The 21,283-nt window shown below is 34.9% G+C and carries 26 protein-coding genes; 16 read left to right on the forward strand and 10 right to left on the reverse strand.

Going from position 1 to position 21,283, the window contains the following annotated elements:
- Positions 1 to 415: 415 nt before the first annotated feature.
- From DI076_RS19030 to DI076_RS19070, 9 genes are all read right to left on the reverse strand, one after another.
- The gene (locus DI076_RS19030; RefSeq protein WP_108961429.1) at positions 416 to 1,558 is read right to left on the reverse strand and encodes an SIR2 family protein; all 1,143 of its coding nucleotides are present in this window, start codon (positions 1,556 to 1,558) and stop codon (positions 416 to 418) included.
- A 314-nt stretch (positions 1,559 to 1,872) separates the two neighbouring features.
- Entirely contained in the window at positions 1,873 to 2,367 is a 495-nt protein-coding gene (locus tag DI076_RS19035) for a hypothetical protein (protein WP_108961430.1), read from the reverse strand.
- Positions 2,333 to 2,935: a type II toxin-antitoxin system antitoxin SocA domain-containing protein gene (locus DI076_RS19040; RefSeq protein WP_108961431.1), complete on the reverse strand. Its 603-nt coding sequence runs from the start codon at positions 2,933 to 2,935 to the stop codon at positions 2,333 to 2,335. Before DI076_RS19040 ends, DI076_RS19035 begins: the two co-directional genes overlap by 35 nt.
- Before the next feature lie 134 nt (positions 2,936 to 3,069).
- A complete protein-coding gene (locus DI076_RS19045; protein ID WP_108961432.1) occupies positions 3,070 to 5,838 on the reverse strand; it encodes a class I SAM-dependent DNA methyltransferase in 2,769 nt (922 codons plus the stop codon).
- A 58-nt stretch (positions 5,839 to 5,896) separates the two neighbouring features.
- On the reverse strand, positions 5,897 to 6,118 hold the full coding sequence (locus tag DI076_RS19050; RefSeq protein WP_108961433.1) for a hypothetical protein: 222 nt from the start codon (positions 6,116 to 6,118) through the stop codon (positions 5,897 to 5,899).
- A complete protein-coding gene (locus tag DI076_RS19055; RefSeq protein WP_108961434.1) occupies positions 6,115 to 7,044 on the reverse strand; it encodes a hypothetical protein in 930 nt (309 codons plus the stop codon). Before DI076_RS19055 ends, DI076_RS19050 begins: the two co-directional genes overlap by 4 nt.
- A 4-nt stretch (positions 7,045 to 7,048) precedes the next feature.
- A complete protein-coding gene (locus DI076_RS19060; protein ID WP_108961435.1) occupies positions 7,049 to 7,606 on the reverse strand; it encodes a helix-turn-helix domain-containing protein in 558 nt (185 codons plus the stop codon).
- A gap of 320 nt (positions 7,607 to 7,926) precedes the next feature.
- Positions 7,927 to 8,469, reverse strand: a complete 543-nt coding sequence (locus DI076_RS19065; protein ID WP_108961436.1) for a DUF3102 domain-containing protein — start codon at positions 8,467 to 8,469, stop codon at positions 7,927 to 7,929.
- Positions 8,470 to 9,192: a ParA family protein gene (locus DI076_RS19070; protein WP_108961437.1), complete on the reverse strand. Its 723-nt coding sequence runs from the start codon at positions 9,190 to 9,192 to the stop codon at positions 8,470 to 8,472.
- A 353-nt stretch (positions 9,193 to 9,545) separates the two neighbouring features.
- On the opposite strand from DI076_RS19070, the gene DI076_RS19075 reads away from it, so the two are divergent.
- From DI076_RS19075 to DI076_RS19095, 5 genes are all read left to right on the forward strand, one after another.
- Complete coding sequence (locus DI076_RS19075) at positions 9,546 to 9,944, forward strand: DUF6941 family protein (RefSeq protein WP_108961438.1); 399 nt, start codon at positions 9,546 to 9,548, stop codon at positions 9,942 to 9,944.
- Positions 9,945 to 9,956: 12 nt separating this feature from the next.
- A complete protein-coding gene (locus tag DI076_RS19080) occupies positions 9,957 to 10,532 on the forward strand; it encodes a hypothetical protein (RefSeq protein WP_108961439.1) in 576 nt (191 codons plus the stop codon).
- A gap of 23 nt (positions 10,533 to 10,555) precedes the next feature.
- Positions 10,556 to 10,855, forward strand: coding sequence for a hypothetical protein (locus DI076_RS19085; RefSeq protein ID WP_167396563.1), 300 nt, complete (start codon positions 10,556 to 10,558; stop codon positions 10,853 to 10,855).
- A 238-nt stretch (positions 10,856 to 11,093) separates the two neighbouring features.
- A complete protein-coding gene (locus DI076_RS19090) occupies positions 11,094 to 11,942 on the forward strand; it encodes a tellurite resistance TerB family protein (protein WP_108961441.1) in 849 nt (282 codons plus the stop codon).
- Between the two features lie 389 nt (positions 11,943 to 12,331).
- Positions 12,332 to 13,054 carry a hypothetical protein gene (locus DI076_RS19095; RefSeq protein ID WP_108961442.1) on the forward strand — a complete coding sequence of 241 codons (723 nt, stop codon included), beginning with the start codon at positions 12,332 to 12,334 and terminating at the stop codon, positions 13,052 to 13,054.
- Here the strand turns inward: DI076_RS19095 and DI076_RS19100 are convergent, their stop codons facing one another.
- Positions 13,055 to 13,429, reverse strand: a complete 375-nt coding sequence (locus DI076_RS19100; protein ID WP_108961443.1) for a helix-turn-helix domain-containing protein — start codon at positions 13,427 to 13,429, stop codon at positions 13,055 to 13,057.
- 506 nt (positions 13,430 to 13,935) lie between these two features.
- Between DI076_RS19100 and DI076_RS19110 the strand changes: the two genes are divergently transcribed.
- The 11 genes from DI076_RS19110 (at position 13,936) to DI076_RS19170 (ending at position 20,892) form a co-directional block, all read left to right on the forward strand.
- On the forward strand, positions 13,936 to 14,250 hold the full coding sequence (locus DI076_RS19110) for a hypothetical protein (RefSeq protein ID WP_108961445.1): 315 nt from the start codon (positions 13,936 to 13,938) through the stop codon (positions 14,248 to 14,250).
- Between the two features lie 311 nt (positions 14,251 to 14,561).
- On the forward strand, positions 14,562 to 14,954 hold the full coding sequence (locus tag DI076_RS19120) for a hypothetical protein (protein ID WP_108961447.1): 393 nt from the start codon (positions 14,562 to 14,564) through the stop codon (positions 14,952 to 14,954).
- Complete coding sequence (gene bet, locus DI076_RS19125) at positions 14,951 to 15,898, forward strand: phage recombination protein Bet (protein WP_108961448.1); 948 nt, start codon at positions 14,951 to 14,953, stop codon at positions 15,896 to 15,898. Before DI076_RS19120 ends, bet begins: the two co-directional genes overlap by 4 nt.
- A 174-nt stretch (positions 15,899 to 16,072) precedes the next feature.
- Positions 16,073 to 17,104: a hypothetical protein gene (locus tag DI076_RS19130; protein ID WP_135358413.1), complete on the forward strand. Its 1,032-nt coding sequence runs from the start codon at positions 16,073 to 16,075 to the stop codon at positions 17,102 to 17,104.
- A gap of 176 nt (positions 17,105 to 17,280) precedes the next feature.
- Positions 17,281 to 17,703, forward strand: a complete 423-nt coding sequence (locus DI076_RS19140) for a hypothetical protein (protein ID WP_108961451.1) — start codon at positions 17,281 to 17,283, stop codon at positions 17,701 to 17,703.
- The gene (locus DI076_RS19145; RefSeq protein WP_108961452.1) at positions 17,690 to 17,941 is read left to right on the forward strand and encodes a hypothetical protein; all 252 of its coding nucleotides are present in this window, start codon (positions 17,690 to 17,692) and stop codon (positions 17,939 to 17,941) included. Before DI076_RS19140 ends, DI076_RS19145 begins: the two co-directional genes overlap by 14 nt.
- A gap of 5 nt (positions 17,942 to 17,946) precedes the next feature.
- Complete coding sequence (locus tag DI076_RS19150) at positions 17,947 to 18,669, forward strand: hypothetical protein (protein ID WP_108961453.1); 723 nt, start codon at positions 17,947 to 17,949, stop codon at positions 18,667 to 18,669.
- A 97-nt stretch (positions 18,670 to 18,766) separates the two neighbouring features.
- A complete protein-coding gene (locus DI076_RS19155) occupies positions 18,767 to 19,063 on the forward strand; it encodes a hypothetical protein (protein ID WP_135358414.1) in 297 nt (98 codons plus the stop codon).
- Positions 19,060 to 19,701 (forward strand): class I SAM-dependent methyltransferase, encoded by a 642-nt coding sequence (locus DI076_RS19160; RefSeq protein WP_108961455.1) that lies wholly within the window; start codon positions 19,060 to 19,062, stop codon positions 19,699 to 19,701. Before DI076_RS19155 ends, DI076_RS19160 begins: the two co-directional genes overlap by 4 nt.
- A complete protein-coding gene (locus DI076_RS19165; RefSeq protein ID WP_108961456.1) occupies positions 19,698 to 20,099 on the forward strand; it encodes a hypothetical protein in 402 nt (133 codons plus the stop codon). Before DI076_RS19160 ends, DI076_RS19165 begins: the two co-directional genes overlap by 4 nt.
- 1 nt (position 20,100) lies before the next feature.
- The gene (locus DI076_RS19170; protein ID WP_108961457.1) at positions 20,101 to 20,892 is read left to right on the forward strand and encodes a DNA-methyltransferase; all 792 of its coding nucleotides are present in this window, start codon (positions 20,101 to 20,103) and stop codon (positions 20,890 to 20,892) included.
- Positions 20,893 to 21,283: the final 391 nt, after the last annotated feature.

The following is a 21,283-nucleotide window of genomic DNA, read 5'->3' on the forward strand; positions in this document are numbered from 1 at the left end:
CGCTTTGAACGTACGTCTTTCTCTTACTTGTTTTTCCATCTCTAATCTCCATTTTCGGCTCGGAGTATTAGCTTAATTTAGGTCAGTAAAATTGCGTTTTCATCTGAACTGGAATAATGGTTCGCTCATCTTAAATTTTCAAGTCCGCAAAGATTGCTTTTTTTCATTAAAGGTAAGATCATCATAATTATCAGTAATTTAATCTTCAAAATACAATTCGTCCCTAACATTATCAAAGATAATCTTTTCATCGAGATAATTAAACTGATTTAATTTCGCTCTTTTAATCCATTAATTCATGAAGTTCGGATTTTAATTTAATAAGAAGAACTTTACATGGGGAAATTTTGAGTATACCAGGATTGATAAAGCAAATAACGAAGAAATCTATTAATAGAAATGTAAAATATATACATTATTTTCTACTTTTCTTAAACAAGAAATTTACAGACTTCTCATTAAATCCTTCAAACCAAAAGCATTCTTCGGATGAATGGAAAAATGAATACCTTTCAAGCAAAACATTTTTTTCATTTTGATTCTTACGAAAATCAATAACCTTTATTTCTTCTTTTAGCGTATTTAGGAACGGCGTATTCCATAATGATTTATAATTTTCAGCAATCTTAAACAACAATATTCTGATGTATTCATCATGAGAAGGCAAAGAAAAACCGATGACGGATAAACCTAAATTTGCTGCACCTGCTCGACCCAAACCATGCCAAAACTCCATCAAAGGCTTTGCATAGACAAATTTAATAGCTGAGGGAGCAAGTATAAATGGCGCCTCGAATGAAGTATCTTCTATATAAAATTCATCTATTTTCTTAATTCGATAAATGTTCTTCAGATTATCATCAGGAAAACGAGGTCCTTCGACAATTGGACTTGCCTGATATTTATTTGGATCACTAAAAACAGGATGTGTGACTACTCTTCCATCAAAGTCTTCTAATTTATTTTGCATATGTCGAAATTCTCTCTCATCAAACCAGTCCACAGAGCCATGTAGTTTTAGGATAATAATCTCATCTTTACTGGAATCACCAATTGCAAAATCATCTGAAACCTCGGAATACCTCATTGGGAATAATCGAAAAGGGATACCCAAATGTTCCAAAACTCTCTCCAAAATTAAATCATAATTCAATGTCAAAATAATATCATGAGGTCTCAGTTTTTCTACAAATTTATAATATACTTTTGGAAGCGCTTCGGCTGAAGGAGTAAATATTTGAATAATTTTACCGATCGCTCTCCTGATCATTATTTGAGATTCATTACCTTCTTCATTAAAAGTCTTACTACCTCTTAATTTCAAATAATGTTCGATATCCAAGTAAGACATGAATGATTCTAAGTCTAATGAGGTGCGTGTATCTCGTGCATATCTCTTAAACTCGTCTAAATCAGTTTGAAATTTAGTTTTTCTCCCATATTGATTTTCAATGATTTGGACAACTTTTTCAAAAAGATTTCCCGCAAGAGGCAATCCAGCAGGCTGAGAAAAGCCAGCGCCTAAAACAAATATTCTATAGCCAGGATGCTCACTCAATTTTCATAACTTCCTTTATATATTTAAATATTTAAGCAACGAATCATTTCTTGACAAATACATACATTATATATCAATAACTATTCAATTTAGTTAATTTTTAAAGCAAATCTTTAGTTTTTAGTTTATTATCCGAATCCTACCTTAATACGAAAGACCTAACTTATTTTTAATTTCGTTTCAGCCAAATTCAGTAGACGCTATTCTCAGTAATTTAAGAATCTACAGGATGGTTACGTGCGATAATGTATATTATGTCACATTACGGTTGTTAGCTGGTGTGCAGAAAGGCACATCGGTAACACTTTAATAGTTTAACCAAGCTTGCTTCTGCTAGCTATTTCCGGTAAACCATAAACCCCGACAGAATTTAAGCAATTTCTAATATCTATCAGCGTCTTTCTGACAATTTTTTTATTTTTCGATAGCTTAAGAAAAATTTCCCGTAAGTCGTTATTAGGGAGATTTCCCATGTATTCAATTTGTTCATCGGCGAGGAGTTTATTTAACGAGAGTGAAGTTTCAAAAGTTTTATTTGTACAGTCCACCAAACACCTTTTCTTAAAAAAATCGTGCTCTTTTTTTTTCTCAGGATCGAAGATGACGACTGAATGATCTTCTCTACTTTGATTTGAAGAATAATGCTGAGTTTGAGTTGTTGCCCGTATAATGTGATTTATTTCCAAAAAACTACTTGAACCTAAATAGACAAACCACGCGTCCTTAATAGTTTTTCCATCATGATGGCCGTCAAAGTTTTTCCAAATGAAAACATCACCATACTGAAGTTGAGTTGGTTTCGGCTTCACTTAGAACCTTAAAAGTTTTATAGTGTTGATATGCAGGTGAATTTGAGTCAGATTCAGGATCAAAGATATTATCATCAGTGATAATATTCATTTTTTTATTTCCTCGTGCTTCCCATGCCTTTATCCATGGTTCGAGTTTATGAGTTGCTTCTATCAAGTTTTCAACGTTTTTATAATTAGTTGCAAACTCTTTGATTAGTTCATCCATAACCTCGATTTCAAGATCGGAAAAATAATCTAGATCATATTTAACCGACTCAATGTATTTGTTTTTCTTGGACTTGTATGGAAAAATATGCCATGAATCTTCTAATACCTTAAACTCCCCGTTCCCAATGAGATTCTCATCTATACCTATGTATACTTCTTCATGAACTGGTCCTTTTTCCATTGCTAGGAAATTTGCTCTGAAAGGTGGCTCACCAGTTTCTTTCAAAATTTTATAATAAAACAGTGCGAGATACTTCAGCAGGGGTGTTTTGTATAAATTTTTACCAGAAACCTTTTTATGTTCGTTAGCTAAATAAGATATCGAATTTAGTAATTTTTCTTCGCTGTAGGGGATCATAAATTCTAACTTACCTTATATATTAGACATGAGACAAAAACAAGGCCTGTCCGTATAATTAAGACGGTTTTTAGCAAGATTTGTAAATATACATGTAATTTCGTCAAATATTTCTAAGTAAAAATCACATTTTTTTATTTTTTTGACTTTTTCGGCTCTTTTATCTTCGAAGTTAGAGTATTAGAATACATTTCATAGAGCTCAAATAAGAACTCTACTCTCTCAAATTCAGACTGAAATGGCTTCGATCGGTATGCCTTGTCCACGGCTTTGTCCAGTTTATTGTGAGAATCCCGAAGTACTTTAGGCATGGTTAGTGGGTCGTAAAGATCAGCAAGCGAGGACTCAGGGAATTGCGCTCTTGAATCCAAAACAGATTGGGCAAATGATTCGATTTCTATCATTTGTTTGTCAGTGGGATTTTCTGGCCATGGGAAATTGTTATAAACCAACGAATTCGAATAGCTATAATCACTTTTTAATCTACCTGCAACACGTCGCATCCAAGAATTATGCATTTGAGAGGAGAGTATTCCAAAATGATAAAGCTTTGCATCCTCCATTGCGAATACTTTATCCGTAATAATATCATTTTTTGTCATGTATCCCAAGGGAATATACTCTCTATTTTGTGAGCTAACTTTTGGTATCAAAAGAAAGTCAGTAGATGGTTGCCGTTCCTCACCGAATAAAAATGGGAAGCTTGCAAATTCTTTCGTTTTTGGTCTGTTACTTGATAATCGAAAATCTCGCACAAGTTTTAACCTCTCATTCAATACAAGCGATTCTTTTAGTATAGAAGGATTGGCATTTTTTAACCAAAAACAAAATCTTTTTGAATTATTCAGGAATTCTTCCGCGCTCCATAAAGGAAGAATAAATTCTTTAAGCTCTGGTTCTTTAACAATTATTTCAGCCACTTCTTTTTCGCTAAGAATTAAATTCCCTCCATCAAGAAGTGCTGATCCAACTCCTATTTTTGGAACATTGCATATTGGATAGGTTTTAGAAGTGATTATAGTGGGTTTACTATCTACTAGATATTGATTTATTACGTTAACAGGGATTTTTGCTGGTTCAGAATTTAAAGATTCATATGTGTAAAGAAACTTTTTTTTCTCCTCTTGAAAACCAAAACCAATTATCACAACATGAACGGCAGCCTTTCCTTTTGCCTCGCTCGACCAACTAAATGTTTGGTGTGCAAAAAAAATATTCAATTTAAATTTTTGAAACAAATGTCCAAATAAAACGGATGCTTGTTCTCCTTGAATAATCGAATTTGTTGAAACAAAACCTATTTTTACATTTGTCCCGGAATACAATTGGCACACCTTCTCATACCAAGCACTCACATAATCCAGCATCCCGAAGGACTTTACATCTGAAAATATTTTTGCCATATCTTCTTTTTGGCTCTGGTTTTGATATGCAGTTCCTACAAATGGAGGGTTCCCGATTACATAAGTAAGAGTATCTTTGCTTACAACAGAATTCCAGTCTAATTGGAGAGAATTTCCTATTTTAATAACTGGAGACTTTTTTAACGGCAATCTAACATAGTAGTCTCCAAATTCCTTCCCCATTTCCACATTCATTAAATGATCCATAATCCAAATCGCAGTCTTTGCAATTTGGGCAGGAAATTCTTCTAATTCAATTCCATAAAGACAATCGACATCCAAGCTATCTAAAGTGTGAATAGATAACTCTTGACCTAACCCCTTAAGTTTTCTCACCTCTCTAATCAATTTTATCTCTAATCGCCGAAGTTCACGATAAGATAAGATTAAGAAATTTCCACATCCACATGCAGGATCAAGAATCTTGATTTTACGAATTCTATCCAATAAATCTTGAAGTCCTTTAACACTTTTCTTTTTCTTAGTAACTTCAAAATCTTCGATTAATTCATCTAAAAACAAACCATGTATCGTTTTCAGGATGTTTTTTTCGCTAGTATAATGGGCTCCAAGTTCTCTTCTTTTTTCTTTGTTCATAACTGACTGGAAGAGACTTCCGAAGATAGCGGGACTTACGAGTGCCCAATTGAATTCGCAAGCTTGAATTAAAATGTCGCGTAGCTTATGATCGAATTGTGCAAATGGGATAGCTTCCTCAAATAATTGACCATTTACGTAAGGGAATTTTGCAAGGTCTTCATCAAGGTTAGCTTGCCTTTGTTGAGCAGGTGTATTTAATACTTGGAAAAATTGAGCTATCCAAAGCCCTAAATCACTTCCATCTTGTTTAGTTCGTTCTTTCAGGAAGAAAAGAAAATCATCTTTATTCGAAAAAATACCAGTATCATCCGCGAAGAAACAAAACATGAGACGAACAAGCATAAGTTTCAATGGATGATCTGTAAATCCATTACTTTCTAGTTCATCATGTAACTTCCCCATTAACTCCGCTGCTTTGATATTTACTGGGTCTTCGTCTTTGTATTCCCTTTGTTCATAACCGAGTAAAAAATTAAAACGCTGCAGGTGATCGAGAAGATCTGTTATTTTGAATTCTACAGTTTTTGTTTGGTCTGTAAAATTTACCAATCTTAGTTTTTCAAAATCGCAAACACAAATATAACTCGGAAGTTCTTCATCAGGAATACCTCCAGTCAAACAATAGTCCAAAGCTTGTTTGTAAGCTTTATCTAAATCTTCTCCTTTACTTTTTTGCTCAATAAGAATAGTCTTTGGCCAGAAATAGTCTATAAATCCAGTTGTCTGTTTTAGAGTCTTTGCCCTCTCTTCAAAGATTCCAACTCTCTTAGCATTAATCCCCCAAATATTAAAGAAATCTCTCCAGAATATTTGAGACTCTCCCTTTTCATATTTGTCATCTTTGTGGTCATGAATAAATGAAATTGCTCTAGATTTGATTTCGTTAGGTGATAAAGCCATTTAACGAGATTTTTATTATCTTTTTCGCATAATCAACTCATTTTTCTATTCTATTCAACTATAGTTCTTCAACTCTTGAAACAAGACTTTCCTCAATATAAAATCTCAAAATATTACCATGGCATGCAAATTCTATCCAAGAGCCTTCTTTTTCATAATATGCAACTATCTTTTTACAATGCAAACATTGCGGTATGAGTTCAGGGTTTTGGTAAAATAACTCTACATCTGTAGTTGATATAAATTGATCATTGTCGGATTGTCTTTTTAATTTTATCACTTATTTTCCTGAATATCCTTTTTAAGAGCAAAAGCATTTATCAGTTTATTCAAATTGTCATATTCGTTATTAACAATATCGCTTAATAGTGATTCCGAAAAGCTTCTTGTATACCCGATACCCAGGCTTTTTGGATACTTTTCTATTTTTATTCCATCCTCAGATAACTTCCCCAATTGGACAGATGAATTAGTCATTATGGATACGAAGGCAAGCTTTGCAGGAACAGGATCCCAAGCTAAATATGGAAATTCCTTTGATCCATTACCTACATCAAGGATATCTTTTTCGGCAAACGAGTTCTTTAAAATATAAAGATTATGTGTTATTTTTTCATGAATAACTCCACAAAAATTGTTCAGGTTTCCTTTGTTTAAAAATTGTACATAACCTTTCTTGCTATCAGTTGCTACTAAATCACCTTTCTTCAAACTGGTTTCGCCGTATGTTAAGTGATACTCTGGGTTTATTGTATTTAATTTTTCGACCAATGCAGGGATAAATTGATCTATAAATTCTCTTAATTTATGGTTTTCAGATGATAATGAGGATATCGTTGTTTCAAGATTTCTTATTCTATTTTCAAATGATAATTTATTTATACACTCAGTTATTTTGTTAGTTATATTTGTAAAAACCGTTTCAATTATCTTTCTAGAATTATACAATAAAGAATCGGCAAATAATGCTACGAAGCATGCCATCAATATAGGGTGCCACATTCTTGATGAATCACTAAAAAAAATGTGTAAAAAAGAATCAATGCCTTGTGTGCCTAAAGAAGATGACAAAAGTAATTTATATAAAATATCAAAGTTTTTTATTAGAAAAGAAAAAATCAACGTACCTATAAACGGATGCTTAATTCTCGACTCAATCGCGTCTGTGATTTTTGTAGTTACTTTATTTTTAAGTTCGTTTTCCATTAACTTAACCTACCTTATTCCACATTTCCCACATACATTTTCCAGATCCTCTTAAACGAGCAGGATTTCCTGCTTCTGTTATTGTATCATAAGAAGTTTGGGAAATTCGACTTTTACTCCATTTCAAAAATTCATCCCAACGGTTATGTACATTGTACTGTGATTGTACTTTCATTATAGGCTCGTTGGAAATTGCAAAACCTGCCTCTGCACTCTCCCCTACTCTGCTTTTTGTTTTGGAAATATGCTGCGTGGACTTAGAAGCCAAATTTTTTGTAAGAGGAAGTTCTTCTTTTGGTTTCAGTGTTGTTTGGAAAATTGGAATCAGTTTTCTTTTTCGGCCATCGAATCCCGTTTGTTTGATATACCCCAATTTTTTTAGCTTTGATATCATTCGTGAAGCTGAGTCTGGTCTGACCCCAAGTAATTTAGAAAAATGTTCGTTTGATGCGAAGCACTCGCCTACTCTATCAAGGGAAACAATTTCTGCGAGTAAGACTTTTTCTGAGAGATTCAAAGGCAATGCTTCTATCTCAACAGGTATCCATAATCCTGTTCTCATATGATCCTCTTAGGTGGGTATGCCTACGGCCACGTAACTTTAGTTTTGTGTTTTTGGATCATTTTGATTGATCCAGTGTTGCATATCGTGCTGAGACACGAGTCCAGGGCATCTGAACTGGTACACCATTACAGAAAGAGACATAATGAGTCAAGGACTAAATGAGACATAAAAATCTTATGGGGGTTTTACTGGAAGGAGCTTGATGCCGGGCTTCTCAGTTCCCGACATCGGATTCAAGTGCAACACTGAACATGTACTTAGTATCATGACTTCGAATTCGGTACAAGAAAAATTTATCCATAATGATAGATTTTTTATTATTTGAGGGATTGTATTTCGTTTTCAATCTCAACCGCTTTCTGTTTTGCTTTACTTAGTATTTTTTCCTTCTCGATAACCAGAAACTCTTTTAGAATGAATTTTTCTTTTTGGTTTAGTTTTTCACCATGATGAAATCTTTTGTATAGAACTTTTGGATCTTGATTCTCTTTTGGATTAATCTCTTTTTCGTCCTGAGTTCCGTCTGAAAGGAATTTTATAGCTGATTTCAAATCGGCAATCGGTTGCCGATTTAGAAGTTCTCTGTTTTTGAAGATGGAAATATAATTTCTAGCCGATCTTTCCGAGAATGGTAGGTTTTGCTCAATCCATGGGATCCAATTCCCATGACCTAAATCTTCTTTAATTCTTAGAAGTTCTTCACCAAGCACCATTGCATTCTGAAGAACATTTTTCATTCCTCCTAAAACAGATTCATGAAGTTCGATTATTCTTTTTACGGTTTGGTCGGATTTTGAGACCGGTAGATTTTCTCTTTGTGATCCAGGTCGTTTACCAGTTAAAGAATCGAATCTGCCCATTTATTTAATCTCCTCGGCAAGTTGTTCGAAGTAAAAAGAATTTTTCTCTGTCAAAGGTTTCCCTTGGTCCACTGCGCTTGCAATAGATTCACTTTTCGGTATGAAAGTTTTTGCAAAAGATAAATCCAGTTCATCGAGTTTATCCGATTTTTTTTCTGATACCATCGTACGAACCGGAAGGATTTTTATCTTACCATTTTCTAAGGACTCATTGGAGTTAATTACAACTTCCTCAATTTCTTGAAATCCTTGTATGTTCCATCTTGAAAATCCGATAGGACTCAAAACTAAATCTGCGGCATGAATTCCCAAATTTAATTCTAAGCATAAAGCTGGTGGCGTATCAATTATGATGTAATCGAATTTTAGATTCCTTAGGTGCTTCCTAAATCGGCTTATAAGACCAGCATCCCAAGAGAGCCCAACTGCCGTTTTCGAAAGCTTCGGTGTTGCTGGAATAATGAATATGTTTTCTAAGCTTGTTGGTGTAAGGATTGATTCTAAGTGTTTCGCTCCAGTTAGATATTTCGCGATAGAATTCCCTTCAATTAGTTCTACTGATTCATTTCGTAGATAATAGTCTGTCAGGTTATTGTTATGATCTAGATCTATTTTTAGAATCTTAGATTTAGGGTAAAGTTTTGCAATGGCTTGTCCTAAATATATGGAAAGAGTGGTTTTCCCGACACCACCTTTTAGGGACGAAACAGTAATAATTTTCATCTACAACGAATGGAATGACTTAGCCGTTTCAATGACAAGGAAATTCTGTATTTGAGTAATTATAATAATTTCAATAACAAGAGATTTAATTTATTTGAAAAATAAGCTCAATTTCGATTGCAAATTAATCGAAATAGTTTCGGTTCAAATTCAGAAATTGAAAATTTATGAGATTTTCGAAGTCTGTAATTTAAATATTTGTTATTTTTAGGAACCATATAAAGAACAATTATAAGAACATATAGAAGAGTGATATAAAATGCTTTACTTTATGTCTCATTAAGAGTAATTTTTTTTAAAATGATCTATTTTTGCTATTGCATCTATTTTTTTGCTGTCGAAGTTGAGAGAAGATGAGTAATCCGAAAGTTCTCGCCATTATTTTTGCAGATAAAATTATTGAAGAGAAAAATAACAAAAAGGGTATAATCGGTACCTTTGATACAGTATATGCTCCTGCATTCCCTATGGCTCCCTTTCCTTGGGGGGTGTATATTTCTATAACAGGTGTGATAGGTAAGGCTAGTTTTAGTTTAATACTTCAGAAATTAAATGCGGAAGAGCCTCTCTTGAAGTTGGATGGTGATCTAGAAGGTAGAGATCCAGAGGGAATGATAGAAATCCCATTAAATTTTGAAAATGTTCAATTTCATGAACCAGGTGACTATAAATTTTCAGTAATGATAGATAACGTTATTGTTGAGTCTAGAAAACTCAGAGTTAATATAGCTCCTCAGCCGGCTATCCACTAAAGAAGAAAAAATATGGGATCTGTTTTAGAAAAATTCAATATTACTGAAAACAAAAATCGGAATTCAAATGGTTATAGATTGAAAAGTACACCAACTTTGAGTGAGCATTTTCAAAATTCCGACCTTCCAACCAATCTTAATTTAAGACCTTGGCAAGAATTTGAAGAAGCAAAAGGACAAAATCTTGTTTTTGCGTTTATTGTCAGGAAGGAAGATGAAGGTTTAGCTGTTTTAAAAATGAATCCTGGTTATACAAAACGTATCGCTTTTGCAAAGCACGTCACTAAATCAGAGTTTTCATTAAATAAAGAAATCATAAAAAGTGAAGTAACATATATTCCAGGTATTGGAAAATTGAAAAAACCTTTGCAAATCAAATTAGAATTTGAAGATAACCTTTGGTTTATTGAAAATGATTATCTGGGAATTTATGATCATGGGACAAGTAGTTCTGAAGCTTGGCTTAACTTTTCTGAGACATTTCGATATTTATTGGAAGATTTTAAGAATACGCCAGATATGGAGAAGCATGAAAGTTTTAAGGATGCGGAAAGAAAGTTTAGGGAGTATGTAGATTCCCAGCAGTGAGTTCATTTAACACAAAAGAAATGATGAGCTCTCTTGTTCGAAAAGGTTTTGTTGAACAGCCTGCAAGAGATCATCATTTTTACTTTTTCTATTACAAAGGTAAAAAAACTAACATATTTACTAAAATTTCTCATGGAAGCGATTACAAGGAATATAGAGACAGGTTGTTTTCTTCGGTAAAGAAACAATTGAGATTTAAAACAAATGAAGATTTGAAAAAATTTTCTGAATGTACATTTACTGAAGAGCAGTATATAAAGCTACTTCAAGAAGAAGGCTTAATTGAGAATGATGAAAACTCATCTCTAGATCCCTCGCATTAAATTATGTCCCATACATACTATATATTTGTATAGTATTTTGTCCCACCTCACATTTATACTGTTTTTCGTGTTGGAAGATAAACAGATAGAAAATATCCTTCAGGACCTTTTAGTATCAGTAACGTTAAGAGGGGAGGATCCAGAAAAAGCAATTTGTGAAAAAAAAGAGCAACTCAAAGATTATTTTTCAAAATATGAAATAAATCAGAAAATTAGAGATATTTAATCTAGGTATATCATGTCCAAATTCCCACCATACTATGTAGCAATTGCAAGTTTACTCCTATCTGTTTTATTTTATATTTTTGGTCTAAAAGAAGTTTTGTTCATAACCTTACCAGCAGGTATAATATACTTTATCAAAGGTTTGATTTCAGACGGAGCCTTTAAATATCCAGAAAGGCCAATTCCAGTTTCAGGGAACGTTACAAAGACTTTCCCTAAATCGGAAGTCAAAGAAAAGAATACTAAGAAGTCAGAAAATCCGATAGATTTACGATCTCTTTATTTGATCGGTTATAAAGATTCAAAGGATAATAAAACTGTCAGACGTATTACGGTTAAGAAGATTTATGGATCAGATTATTATGGAGATTTATATTTAGATTCATTCTGTCATGAAAGACAAGAGCCTAGAACTTTCGTTGTTTCTAGGATTCAGGAATTAACGGATCTGGAAACTGGTGAAATTATTGGAGATCCAACCTCTTATTTTCAAAATAAAATTAATAATTCTCCGTTAGGAAAAGTAACTAAGTCAATAAATGAATTTTCTGATACAATATTACCCATGATTTATTTAGGTAGATCAGATGGGAAATTGGCGAAATCAGAAAAGTTAGAAATAGTTGATTTTCTTATTTCTAAATCTAATGATTTAGATCGTGATCTTTTACTTAAAGAAATAGGTAAGTTATATTGTTCGACTGAAGATCTTTTAAAAAGTTTGAAAGTTCTAAAACATAAATCGCAAAGTGAAAAAGACGAAATCGTTTCTTTAGCCGATAGAATTGTAAATGCAGATAAAAAGCTAGATCCTTTAGAAATTGGTATATTTGAGAAAATTAAACTGGAACTAAAGAGTTAATTATTTAAAAGAAGTGTATGCTACCTCAAATCTCATCCAAAATCTAACAAGAATAGGTATGCTTGCTCCATCAATATCCTAATTTTGAGTAATGAAATACATCGCCATACTCTCGCTATTTTTTGTAAACTGTATGAAGGATGGAGAGATCACAAGTCCATTCGCAAAAGATAAAGAAACCGATAAGAAAGTCTGTGCAGTAATTTATCTATACTGTGATGAACAATTCAGGCAATGTGTAAATCCTCCGGAGAACCAAGACTTTTGCAGCAGAACCTATCAGAATCGCAACAACACTGTGAGAGGGTGTATTCTTAATTGAGTTCTTGCTTTTGAAATCTAACAAGAAATAGATTTACTGAAAGTAAATAATTCAGAATAATTGCGCTATGAGGTATTTCACTATTCTTGCACTTATTTTTAATTGCGCTGTTTCATCTACTGATGTAAAAAATACAACTGCAGCAACTAAGAAAGAAAGTATTCGAAACTCCTCCGTTTGGGGATCGGAAGAGGATGTAAAGATTCTCGTCGATCTGGAAGGCATAGCTTCTGAATCTATCAAGACATTGGATACTGAGATTAATGAAATACTCGAAAGTAAATTTATAGATCAAAAGAAATTTTATTTAGATATTGATTTATGGAAAACAGTTGTGACACAAAGTTCGACTGAGTTTCAAAGCGATTATGTTATATTATGGTATGATGATCCTAGAAATGAATTTCAAAATTGTTATAAAAAATTTCAAGAATGGGAAAATACAGCTAAAAAACAAAAAGACTATTTTTCTAAAAATTTGTGCACTATTCCGGTGCAAGTGGAGTTTTTTAATGAGGAACTGGGCGATAAGGTTTGCCTTGGAAATTCAAACCTTGAATTGAATTTCTCTTCATTTTCAGTTTCTCCTTTTACAGAATTACAATTCGTTATTCCTGAAACAAAAGTCTATGGTGAAGGATGTAGTAATTTTAAAATCAAACAAGAATCATATAGAGTTGGTTCTGATGAATTAAAAAAAATGGCAAAAGTAATGAGCGATGAATCCATTAAAAAATTTTCTTCTGCTGCAATAGCGAAAAAGAAGAAAATTAATGCTACTTATAAGTAATTATTTTTTACCCAAAAATCTTTTAATCGTAGTAATTAGCACATTGTAATCTTCTTCTTTCAGTTTTTTTATATCTGGAAGGAGATCTCTTATTTCAGGCACCAAATCTAAATCCCTTCCTTGTTTTGCAATTCTTGCAACTTCCGCTAATTCTTTTTTTTGATCTATCTTTTTCGGAAGATCTCCGTTTAAGATCCATTCTTTACGATAACCAAACTTTGCTTCGATGATAATTGCAATAGATTCAGGAACGTCCATTTTCCCGTTTAGCCATTTGCTAACAGTCCCTTGATCTTTACCCAATTCTTCTGCGAACGAAGATTGAGTATAGCCGTCATTTTTGAGCTCGGTTAGGATCTCCCTAATTCTTTCCATTAATACCTTGAAAAAAATATGCAATACGCATAATTTATTTGTTTACAGAAATATGCAAATAGCATAATCTCATTTCGTTACCTAAATCAATTAGGTTCAGGGTTAAATCACATATGATGAGCGAAACTAATCAATCGAATTTAGTAGAGATTCTTACTATGTCTCCTGTGAGGCCTTTTCCAGACGATCCTCTGGCAATTAGCCGCATTTTGGCTTATTTAGGCAAGGACCAGGCCACAATCGCGTATGAAGCAGGTGTAAGTAGGCCTGTAGTCTCCGAATTCATCACAAATAAATGTCATTCTCCCAAAGTAGCTCTGTGGTTTGAGAAGCACGACATCTACCTCGACCGAGATTATCCAGATCCAACGAAATCTCTCAAAACTTTGGAAAGGGTATCTGCATGATTTCGAAAGCAAAAGAAATCCGTGATCTATATTTCAAGGTATACGGTTACAAACTCACGTTAGCTGAGCTTCGCATTTTTCTGAAGAGGGAAGGGGTATATGGACGCTAAGGATACTTCAAGCTTATCCAGTATTCGGCATGAAATTGCGAAACTAGTCAATGAGTATGCATCGCTATCGAATTCAAGCCATCAAGTGGTTTGGAACTCTTTGTACGATCACGCAAAGTATGTTTTGCACAAAGACTATCGATTGCTTTCCAAGAATGAAGGTAGGCCTGCCATCCAAATCGTTGAAGAAGATGGCCGGTTATCTGAACTGCTTGAGATTTCCAGAAAGCTTCTCAATCCAACCAATTTGATGTCCAAGGAAGAATTTTTGAATTCATTGGAGGAAATGAAAACAGGTGCATGATTCATTTTTTGAAATCCTAAAGGAAGAAATTGAGAACTCGAAATCTGAGAAATATCAGTTCGGGAAAACTCAATCTGAACTTCAGACGGAATTCAAAAAAGTGAGACATCTGATAGATTCTACAGCAGTGAATCGTTATGCGAAAAGTTCGACCAGCATGAATCCTTTAGGAGGACTTTGGTCTTAAAACAACAAACCCCCGATTGACTATGCTTGGCGGCTAACAATCGAGGGCCACATCCAGGGGGATGTTAAGGTCAAACTAAACCTTTCATCTCTTCTTTGCAAGTATTTAAAGGAGGAGAGTTTAGATGAATGCAGACAATGAAACTATCATAGTAAGAATTCCGAAAGTCGCTGAACATGGTGGATTTCCAGAATTTCTAACAGAGTATACAATCTCAAACAAATGTCCGAAGTGTGGTGCCAAACGTGCCATTAAACGATGGGAAGATTATTCATACGATGGCAGTAAAAAATTACTGTGCGATCGATGGGATAATGAATGCGGCCATTATGATACCTATGAATCGATCAGGCAAGAGGCCAAGAAAGACGATTTCGATAAACTAACTAGAATGGTGGATGAAGCTAGATTCAACCTTTCTACAAAACTTGGAAGAGAACCTTCCTTGCAAGAGATTACAGACCATTTGGAAGCAGAAGGTTTGATTCCACCAATAAATGAAGGAGTGTATGTATGACGACGGCAATGACAAATTTTTCTGTTACTAAGGAGCAAGTTGAACTTTTGAAATCAACGATTTGCAAAGGTTCGACCGATGATGAGCTCCGCTTATTCATCCAGGTTTGCAATAGAACCCAATTAGATCCTTTTGCAAGACAGGTTTTTGCAGTTAAACGTTGGGATGCCAAAGAACAAAAAGAAGTCATGTCTATTCAAACTTCCATTGATGGTTTCAGATTGATAGCTGAAAGATCAGGAAAATATGAAGGACAGACATTGCCTTTGTTTTGCGGTGATGATGGCAAATGGACTGATATTTGGATTAAAAACGAAGCGCCGATAGCTGCAAAAGTTGGTGTTCATAGAACTGGTTTCAAAGAACCAATCTATGCAATCGCAAAGTATCAATCGTATGTTCAAAAGACCAAAGACGGAAAGCCAAACTCAATGTGGGCAAAAATGCCTGAACTTATGCTTTCAAAATGCGCTGAAGCATTAGCTTTGAGAAAAGCATTTCCACAAGAGTTATCAGGTTTGTACACGGCTGATGAGATGGGAGTTTCTGAAAAAGAATTGAATCCATCGGTGGTAACGACTCAAGAAGATCCAAAGGATACTAAACAGCCAACGCCTGAAAATGGAAGCAATACCCCTTCGAGTGCAACACCTGATTTTGATCCTGTGAAATATAAAACAGACTTACTCGATAAGTTGGTAAAATTAAAAAACAGCACGGTTGCAAACCTTGAAGGTAAGATTAAGAATCTTAACAAATGGAATGGAGAAGTTCATTCCGATAGGGAATTATTTACAGCCGTTGGAAGATTGGATCTTTTTGACGATTGCATAAAAGCAATCCATTCAGATCTAGAAGCACTCAAGCCAAAACAACAACCAGCTCCGGAAGTAAAGAATGTAACTCCACCAGTTACTGCATCAACACAGGAGGATCTCTTTTAAGAAGGGAGAAATCTTATGCAAACTGTAATTACTCAAAACCAAATGAAATCTGTCTCCAATAAGCTTGGAGACATTGATATCGAAAGATTCTCGATTTCTTCCTTTAATGCATTTCGAAGGAACCGTTTCACATGGTATCTTCGATACGTGGCTGACTTTAAATCGAGATGGCCGATGGAAGGTGCATGGAGAGGAAACGCTATAGAATCAGCTGTGATGAGATCCTTGATGGACCCATTGAAAAGCACTCTAACAATGGATAAACTTGTAAGTGATGCAATCAATGTTTACCAGAGAGAAGTGGTATCGCATTTACTAAGAGTTTTTCCAAAAGGACTTGAGAATTTCTCAGATGAGAAAATCGAACAGTTGATGATGGCAATGGACAAAGTCCAGTTTCCTCATGTATTGAAGAGCATAGTTGATGTTTTGTACAAACTCAATGAGGATCAAGATCTTCCTGAATATGTGATTCCTGATAGTGAAGACTATTTGAAATACCTCAAGAAGGTTGAGAAGCAATATGCTTTGATTGAATCCGCTGTTCCTTATGCGGTGGAATACTTTAAGGCAATACCTGGAATTCCAAATTATCAAACGAGATTACTTTATAATGGATTCAATTTAGGACTTCCTGTTTTGGGATTCACTGATTTTGAGTATCCAGAATTTGGTATTGATCTCAAGACATCGGGATCTATTCCAAAAAAATGGGAAGATGTAAGCTTAGATAATAAATGCCAAGCAGCATTCTATTCGGTGCATCAAAAGAAACCATGGAAGATCGTCTATGTAGGTAAATTAAACCAAGATCAAATCAAAGAAAATTTGATCACCAAGCTCCATCAAGAAGGTCTTTCTTCTAAAGAGATCATGGTTAAGTATAAAGAGATAACTGGAACTGGAACAACAGAACCCACTATTACTAAGATTTTGGATGTTACCACAAAACCAACATGGGAAATTCACAAACCTCTCAAAGAGTTTGAACTACCTGAATCTGAAATTTCCGAATTGAATGAGATAAATCGATTCACTGGTTTATCAATTCTTCAATGCCTTAAAGCTTCACGCAGAGATCATTTGTTAGATGATATGAAGTATTTCTGTGTCGGAGATCTTGATCACATGTTTTTGGATAAAGACCAGGCGAGGGAGATTTCAAAGATTTGGGGATTTAGATTACCTTCTGTGGAGGAAGAGTAAGTGAACGAAGAGATGTTTCAATTTGGGATAATTTTGATGTTTCATTCGGTTTTACTGTTTGCCATTGCTTGGGGGAGGCCTCTCCTCCGAGCAGTGAGTTATCAAATTCTGAACATAACAATTAAGCCGAAGCGGTCAGTTGAAGTAGTTAAGTATTTACCTTTAGGTGGAAGAAGATGAACGATTTTTGGTCAAAGATGCCTCTGGATGCACCATTGCTTATCCAGAACAAAAACAGACTTTTTATTTTAGGATTAATATACTTTCGGATCGGATCCAAGGACTCCTGGCAAGGAAGAATCAACCATATTGTGGAGCTCGCTAATGCGAACACACCTTTGAACATGCCACGGTGGACCTATGCGAAAGTTGACTATGCGTTACGATGGCTTCGAAGGGAAGGATGGATCCATGCTTCACGGCCAGCTAGGAATAAGGCACTGGTGTATACAAGATCTCGTCCCGGGGATGTCCTTCCATTTAAAGAAAGTACAGAACCAAAAGTTCAGATCATCAAAGTAGAGCCAAGGGAAGAAGTTATGCATTCAGTTTCCTTCGATGACTGGATGAAGGAGTTGGATACAAATGAGCGCACCTAATGCCCTTAACCCTACGGTTTCATTTGAGGATAATCCTGAAAAATTCATTTTGGAATATTGCTCAAATAAAGAAGGCAGTCTTGAAACAAATATACTCGAGTTTCTTCGGAGACTAACGACAGTTTATAAAGTCAAAATGCCTTCAATGAAACTAGAGAATTTTCCTTCATCATTACACACTCCACAGATGAAGCGAGCAATGGAGTATTTTGCAAAAAACAAAAATAAGGCAGCATAAATTTCATGTCCCAGGCAACACTTACACAAAAAACGGAAGATCAAATTGATCGTGAAGTTGCAGAAAAAACATATACTGTAGTTTCAGCCGATATAAAAACATCTCTCAAATTAAAAGCACAGGTTCTTCAAAACTATGAAATTACTGTGGATACCGGAGAGAAAACTAATACTAATATTTGGAAAATCGTTGATTCAATGAAAAAGCTGATTAACGAAATCCAAGGATGGGAATTACCAACATCAAAAGATCTAGATAGAGATCTAAATTCACATCTTGCGAACCTTGCGCTTCAATTTGAATCAACAGAATTGAGTCTTAGGGAAAACAGAATTAAGGATCGATATAGTCGATTACCTTCCATCGAGAAAATCCAAATAAACTTTATTAAGCAAAAGGATTTTAAGTTAGCCGGAAGAGCAAGGCCAATCTTTGAACTACAGTTCCAATCGAATGATCCAGAGACTCTCTTGCCAATATTGCATAACATGATCATAACACGATCTTGCTTAGATGAAATCTTACAATCATCAGAGTCGAAGGAATTCAAAAAGCTGCGTTCGCTCTGCGAAAAGTTTTTTTCCGAAGCGGATCTTCATTTAAGTAATTTCAATAAGGAAGTTGAGAAAAAGCAAAAGGAAATCAAGGAATCAACCAGGAAAGAGAATTCCCAACTCAGCCTATCTATCGATACCAAAGAAGACGGAGATTTCGAAGATGAAGACTGAGAAGTCAATACTCTCCGCTCCTTCAGAAGCAAAAGAACATAGTGCTCTGGTTCATCTATTGGGGGTAGTATATCCTAACTTAAAATTTAGAGTAGGGATGGAAGCTGGACAACGGAATCCATTATTTGCCAAGAGACAAGGAGTAACATCAGGATGGTCCGACTTTCATTTTCCATACGCTAGAAAAGGAAAGATCGGCCTATGGATTGAATTAAAGAAAGTCGATGAGAAACTTTTCAAGGCAGATGGGATTACTCCGAAAGACAATCGGATTAAGAATCAGATTGAAACTGGTTTCTTTTTAGCATCTCAAAATCATGAATTCCATTTCGCATTTGGTGCGCAGGAAGCTTTCAAGATAATTCAAAATTACTTTTCGGAGGAAAAGCCATGATAGAAATCGCAAATCCTCCTCTTTCAATTACTGCAGAATCTGTTGTGAATAATTATAACTTATTCGCAAGATCAAAGAGTCTTCCGGAATCACTCCATCTTTATCCGAATGGAAAACGATTCTATGGAGAGTGGGATTACGGCCAGAATTTCAAAAACATTTCAGAATACAAAGGTGCCTATTCCATCCAAGATTTAGTTAGGATAAAGGCATGCATTCCAGACATGGGTAATCTACTTCATGTATTTTCAGGATCCATTCCAGCTGGTCCCTATTCTAGACTGGATAATAACTTCGCTGTGATTGGTACACCAGTTCCAGGCCGTGACGTAGTAGGGGATGCATCTGACGCTCACTTATATTTTGATGAAGACTCCTTTGATGTAGTAATGGCCGACCCACCTTGGAGTAAGTATCATAGTGAAGAAATTTATAACTGTAGTTTGGTGGATAAAACCAAAGTGATGAAATCTCTTTTCCGGGTTCTGAAACCTGGTGGAATCGTAATATGGAAAGATTTTTCTAAGCCAATTTGGTCAGGAACTGATTTTGATTATTTAGGGAGAATCTGTATAGATCCTTCTTCCGGCCACGATGATAGAAGTTTCAAATTTTTTAAGAAAAAGGAGATCCTATGAATTTAGCCTTTCGCTCAACTCAAAGAGAATACGATGCCTTTTACTATAGGGAAAAAAGGAAAGGGAAAACGCCAATATCAAAAGAGCTCTATGACCTCGAGAGAATCAATCGAGGAAAATTTAGAAACGATGGTGTTTATGTAGGCATTGAATGGAATCAAAGACTCGGCATTCCAAAATATCTAAGGGAGTTTTATAATACTGAAACGGCAAAACTAGATTTGGAACGTATACAACATCTTACAAAGAATTTACAGTGGCAAGTTGATACTATTCCAATGACAAGAATCAAAAGATTCTATATTCGAAAAAGGATCCGAGATATTAATACTTACTTAGAGAGGGAAGTTGATTCTACAGGAAAGATAAAATCAATTCTCTTCCCAGCGGAAAAATAAAATGGTATACACTAAACAGAGGTTTAGCATTTCTGACACTGTGAATATCCAACTTTATAACGACGATTGCTTTAATGTATTTCCAAAGATCAAAGACCATTCAATTGATTTGATACTTACTGATCTTCCTTATGGAACAACGGATTGTGAATGGGATAAGGTATTACCATTCAAGGAACTTTGGGACCATTATCATAGAGTGATAAAACCCAATGGAGCCATTGTTCTTACAGCTTCACAACCTTTTACTACCGATTTGATAAATAGTAACAGGAAAGAGTTCCGTTACGAGCTCATTTGGTATAAAACGAAGTCGAGTGGATTCCTTAACGCAAGGAAGATGCCGAATAAATCTCATGAAAACATCTGTATTTTTTATCAAAAGCTTCCTACATACAATCCGCAAAAATATGAAGTTTCCAAAAATTTCGCAAAGAAAGGAAAACTTGTAGGAAAAGCAGGGAGCCAGCTCTTTAAGATTCGAGGACCAAAGTCACAAGACTACCAATACATCGATGATGGAACACGTTTTCCCGATTCCGTTTTATGTTTTCCATCTGAAAGTGAGAAAGGAATGCATCCAACCCAGAAACCTCTTTCTCTGATGCGTTTTCTGCTCCTTTCCTATTCCAACGAAGGGGACTTGGTATTGGATAACTGTATGGGATCAGGAACAACAGGAGTAGCATGCGCAGAGCTAAATAGATCTTTTATTGGAATAGAGAAGGACAAAGAAATCTTTCTAAAGGCTAGAAGAAGAATCCTTATGCCTGATACATTCAGCTTAAATTAAATATAATGGAAAACAAATGAAACAGACAGTCGAGATAGAGGTGAAAATCAACGATAGAATCTTCAAAGGGAATGTAAGAAGAAATTCTGGGATTCCCTCTAGAATGTTTTTCTTCATTTGGGAACCAAAGCACAACGAGATGATTCCAAAGAAAATAGCGATGTTATCGATAAAGAAATGTGGGAAGTATTATTTCAAAAGCGCAAAGGACTTCTTGGTACCTATGGAAGAGCAAGCTCTGCTTTATAAATTGTATCGCTATGCGGAAAAGCAGATGGAAATTCTTTAAAGCCAAGAAAATACACACGCTACCTACTAACGATAGCATCAAAATCGAAGTTTCGATTTTGATCCGCTTGACAATCCCACCAATTTGAATTTCAGCTAAACT

Origin of the sequence: Leptospira ellinghausenii, assembly GCF_003114815.1 — a bacterium.
Lineage (GTDB): Bacteria > Spirochaetota > Leptospiria > Leptospirales > Leptospiraceae > Leptospira_A > Leptospira_A ellinghausenii.

Coding starts and splice junctions, on each gene's coding strand:
- DI076_RS19040 (WP_108961431.1), bottom strand. CDS start 2,935: ATGATCCCCTACAGCGAAGAAAAATTACTAAATTCGATATCTTATTTA.
- DI076_RS19045 (WP_108961432.1), bottom strand. CDS start 5,838: ATGGCTTTATCACCTAACGAAATCAAATCTAGAGCAATTTCATTTATT.
- DI076_RS19055 (WP_108961434.1), bottom strand. CDS start 7,044: ATGGAAAACGAACTTAAAAATAAAGTAACTACAAAAATCACAGACGCG.
- DI076_RS19060 (WP_108961435.1), bottom strand. CDS start 7,606: ATGAGAACAGGATTATGGATACCTGTTGAGATAGAAGCATTGCCTTTG.
- DI076_RS19065 (WP_108961436.1), bottom strand. CDS start 8,469: ATGGGCAGATTCGATTCTTTAACTGGTAAACGACCTGGATCACAAAGA.
- DI076_RS19070 (WP_108961437.1), bottom strand. CDS start 9,192: ATGAAAATTATTACTGTTTCGTCCCTAAAAGGTGGTGTCGGGAAAACC.
- DI076_RS19075 (WP_108961438.1), top strand. CDS start 9,546: ATGAGTAATCCGAAAGTTCTCGCCATTATTTTTGCAGATAAAATTATT.
- DI076_RS19080 (WP_108961439.1), top strand. CDS start 9,957: ATGGGATCTGTTTTAGAAAAATTCAATATTACTGAAAACAAAAATCGG.
- DI076_RS19085 (WP_167396563.1), top strand. CDS start 10,556: ATGAGCTCTCTTGTTCGAAAAGGTTTTGTTGAACAGCCTGCAAGAGAT.
- DI076_RS19090 (WP_108961441.1), top strand. CDS start 11,094: ATGTCCAAATTCCCACCATACTATGTAGCAATTGCAAGTTTACTCCTA.
- DI076_RS19095 (WP_108961442.1), top strand. CDS start 12,332: ATGAGGTATTTCACTATTCTTGCACTTATTTTTAATTGCGCTGTTTCA.
- DI076_RS19100 (WP_108961443.1), bottom strand. CDS start 13,429: ATGGAAAGAATTAGGGAGATCCTAACCGAGCTCAAAAATGACGGCTAT.
- DI076_RS19110 (WP_108961445.1), top strand. CDS start 13,936: ATGGACGCTAAGGATACTTCAAGCTTATCCAGTATTCGGCATGAAATT.
- DI076_RS19120 (WP_108961447.1), top strand. CDS start 14,562: ATGAATGCAGACAATGAAACTATCATAGTAAGAATTCCGAAAGTCGCT.
- bet (WP_108961448.1), top strand. CDS start 14,951: ATGACGACGGCAATGACAAATTTTTCTGTTACTAAGGAGCAAGTTGAA.
- DI076_RS19130 (WP_135358413.1), top strand. CDS start 16,073: ATGGAAGGTGCATGGAGAGGAAACGCTATAGAATCAGCTGTGATGAGA.
- DI076_RS19140 (WP_108961451.1), top strand. CDS start 17,281: ATGAACGATTTTTGGTCAAAGATGCCTCTGGATGCACCATTGCTTATC.
- DI076_RS19145 (WP_108961452.1), top strand. CDS start 17,690: ATGAGCGCACCTAATGCCCTTAACCCTACGGTTTCATTTGAGGATAAT.
- DI076_RS19150 (WP_108961453.1), top strand. CDS start 17,947: ATGTCCCAGGCAACACTTACACAAAAAACGGAAGATCAAATTGATCGT.
- DI076_RS19155 (WP_135358414.1), top strand. CDS start 18,767: ATGGAAGCTGGACAACGGAATCCATTATTTGCCAAGAGACAAGGAGTA.
- DI076_RS19160 (WP_108961455.1), top strand. CDS start 19,060: ATGATAGAAATCGCAAATCCTCCTCTTTCAATTACTGCAGAATCTGTT.
- DI076_RS19165 (WP_108961456.1), top strand. CDS start 19,698: ATGAATTTAGCCTTTCGCTCAACTCAAAGAGAATACGATGCCTTTTAC.
- DI076_RS19170 (WP_108961457.1), top strand. CDS start 20,101: ATGGTATACACTAAACAGAGGTTTAGCATTTCTGACACTGTGAATATC.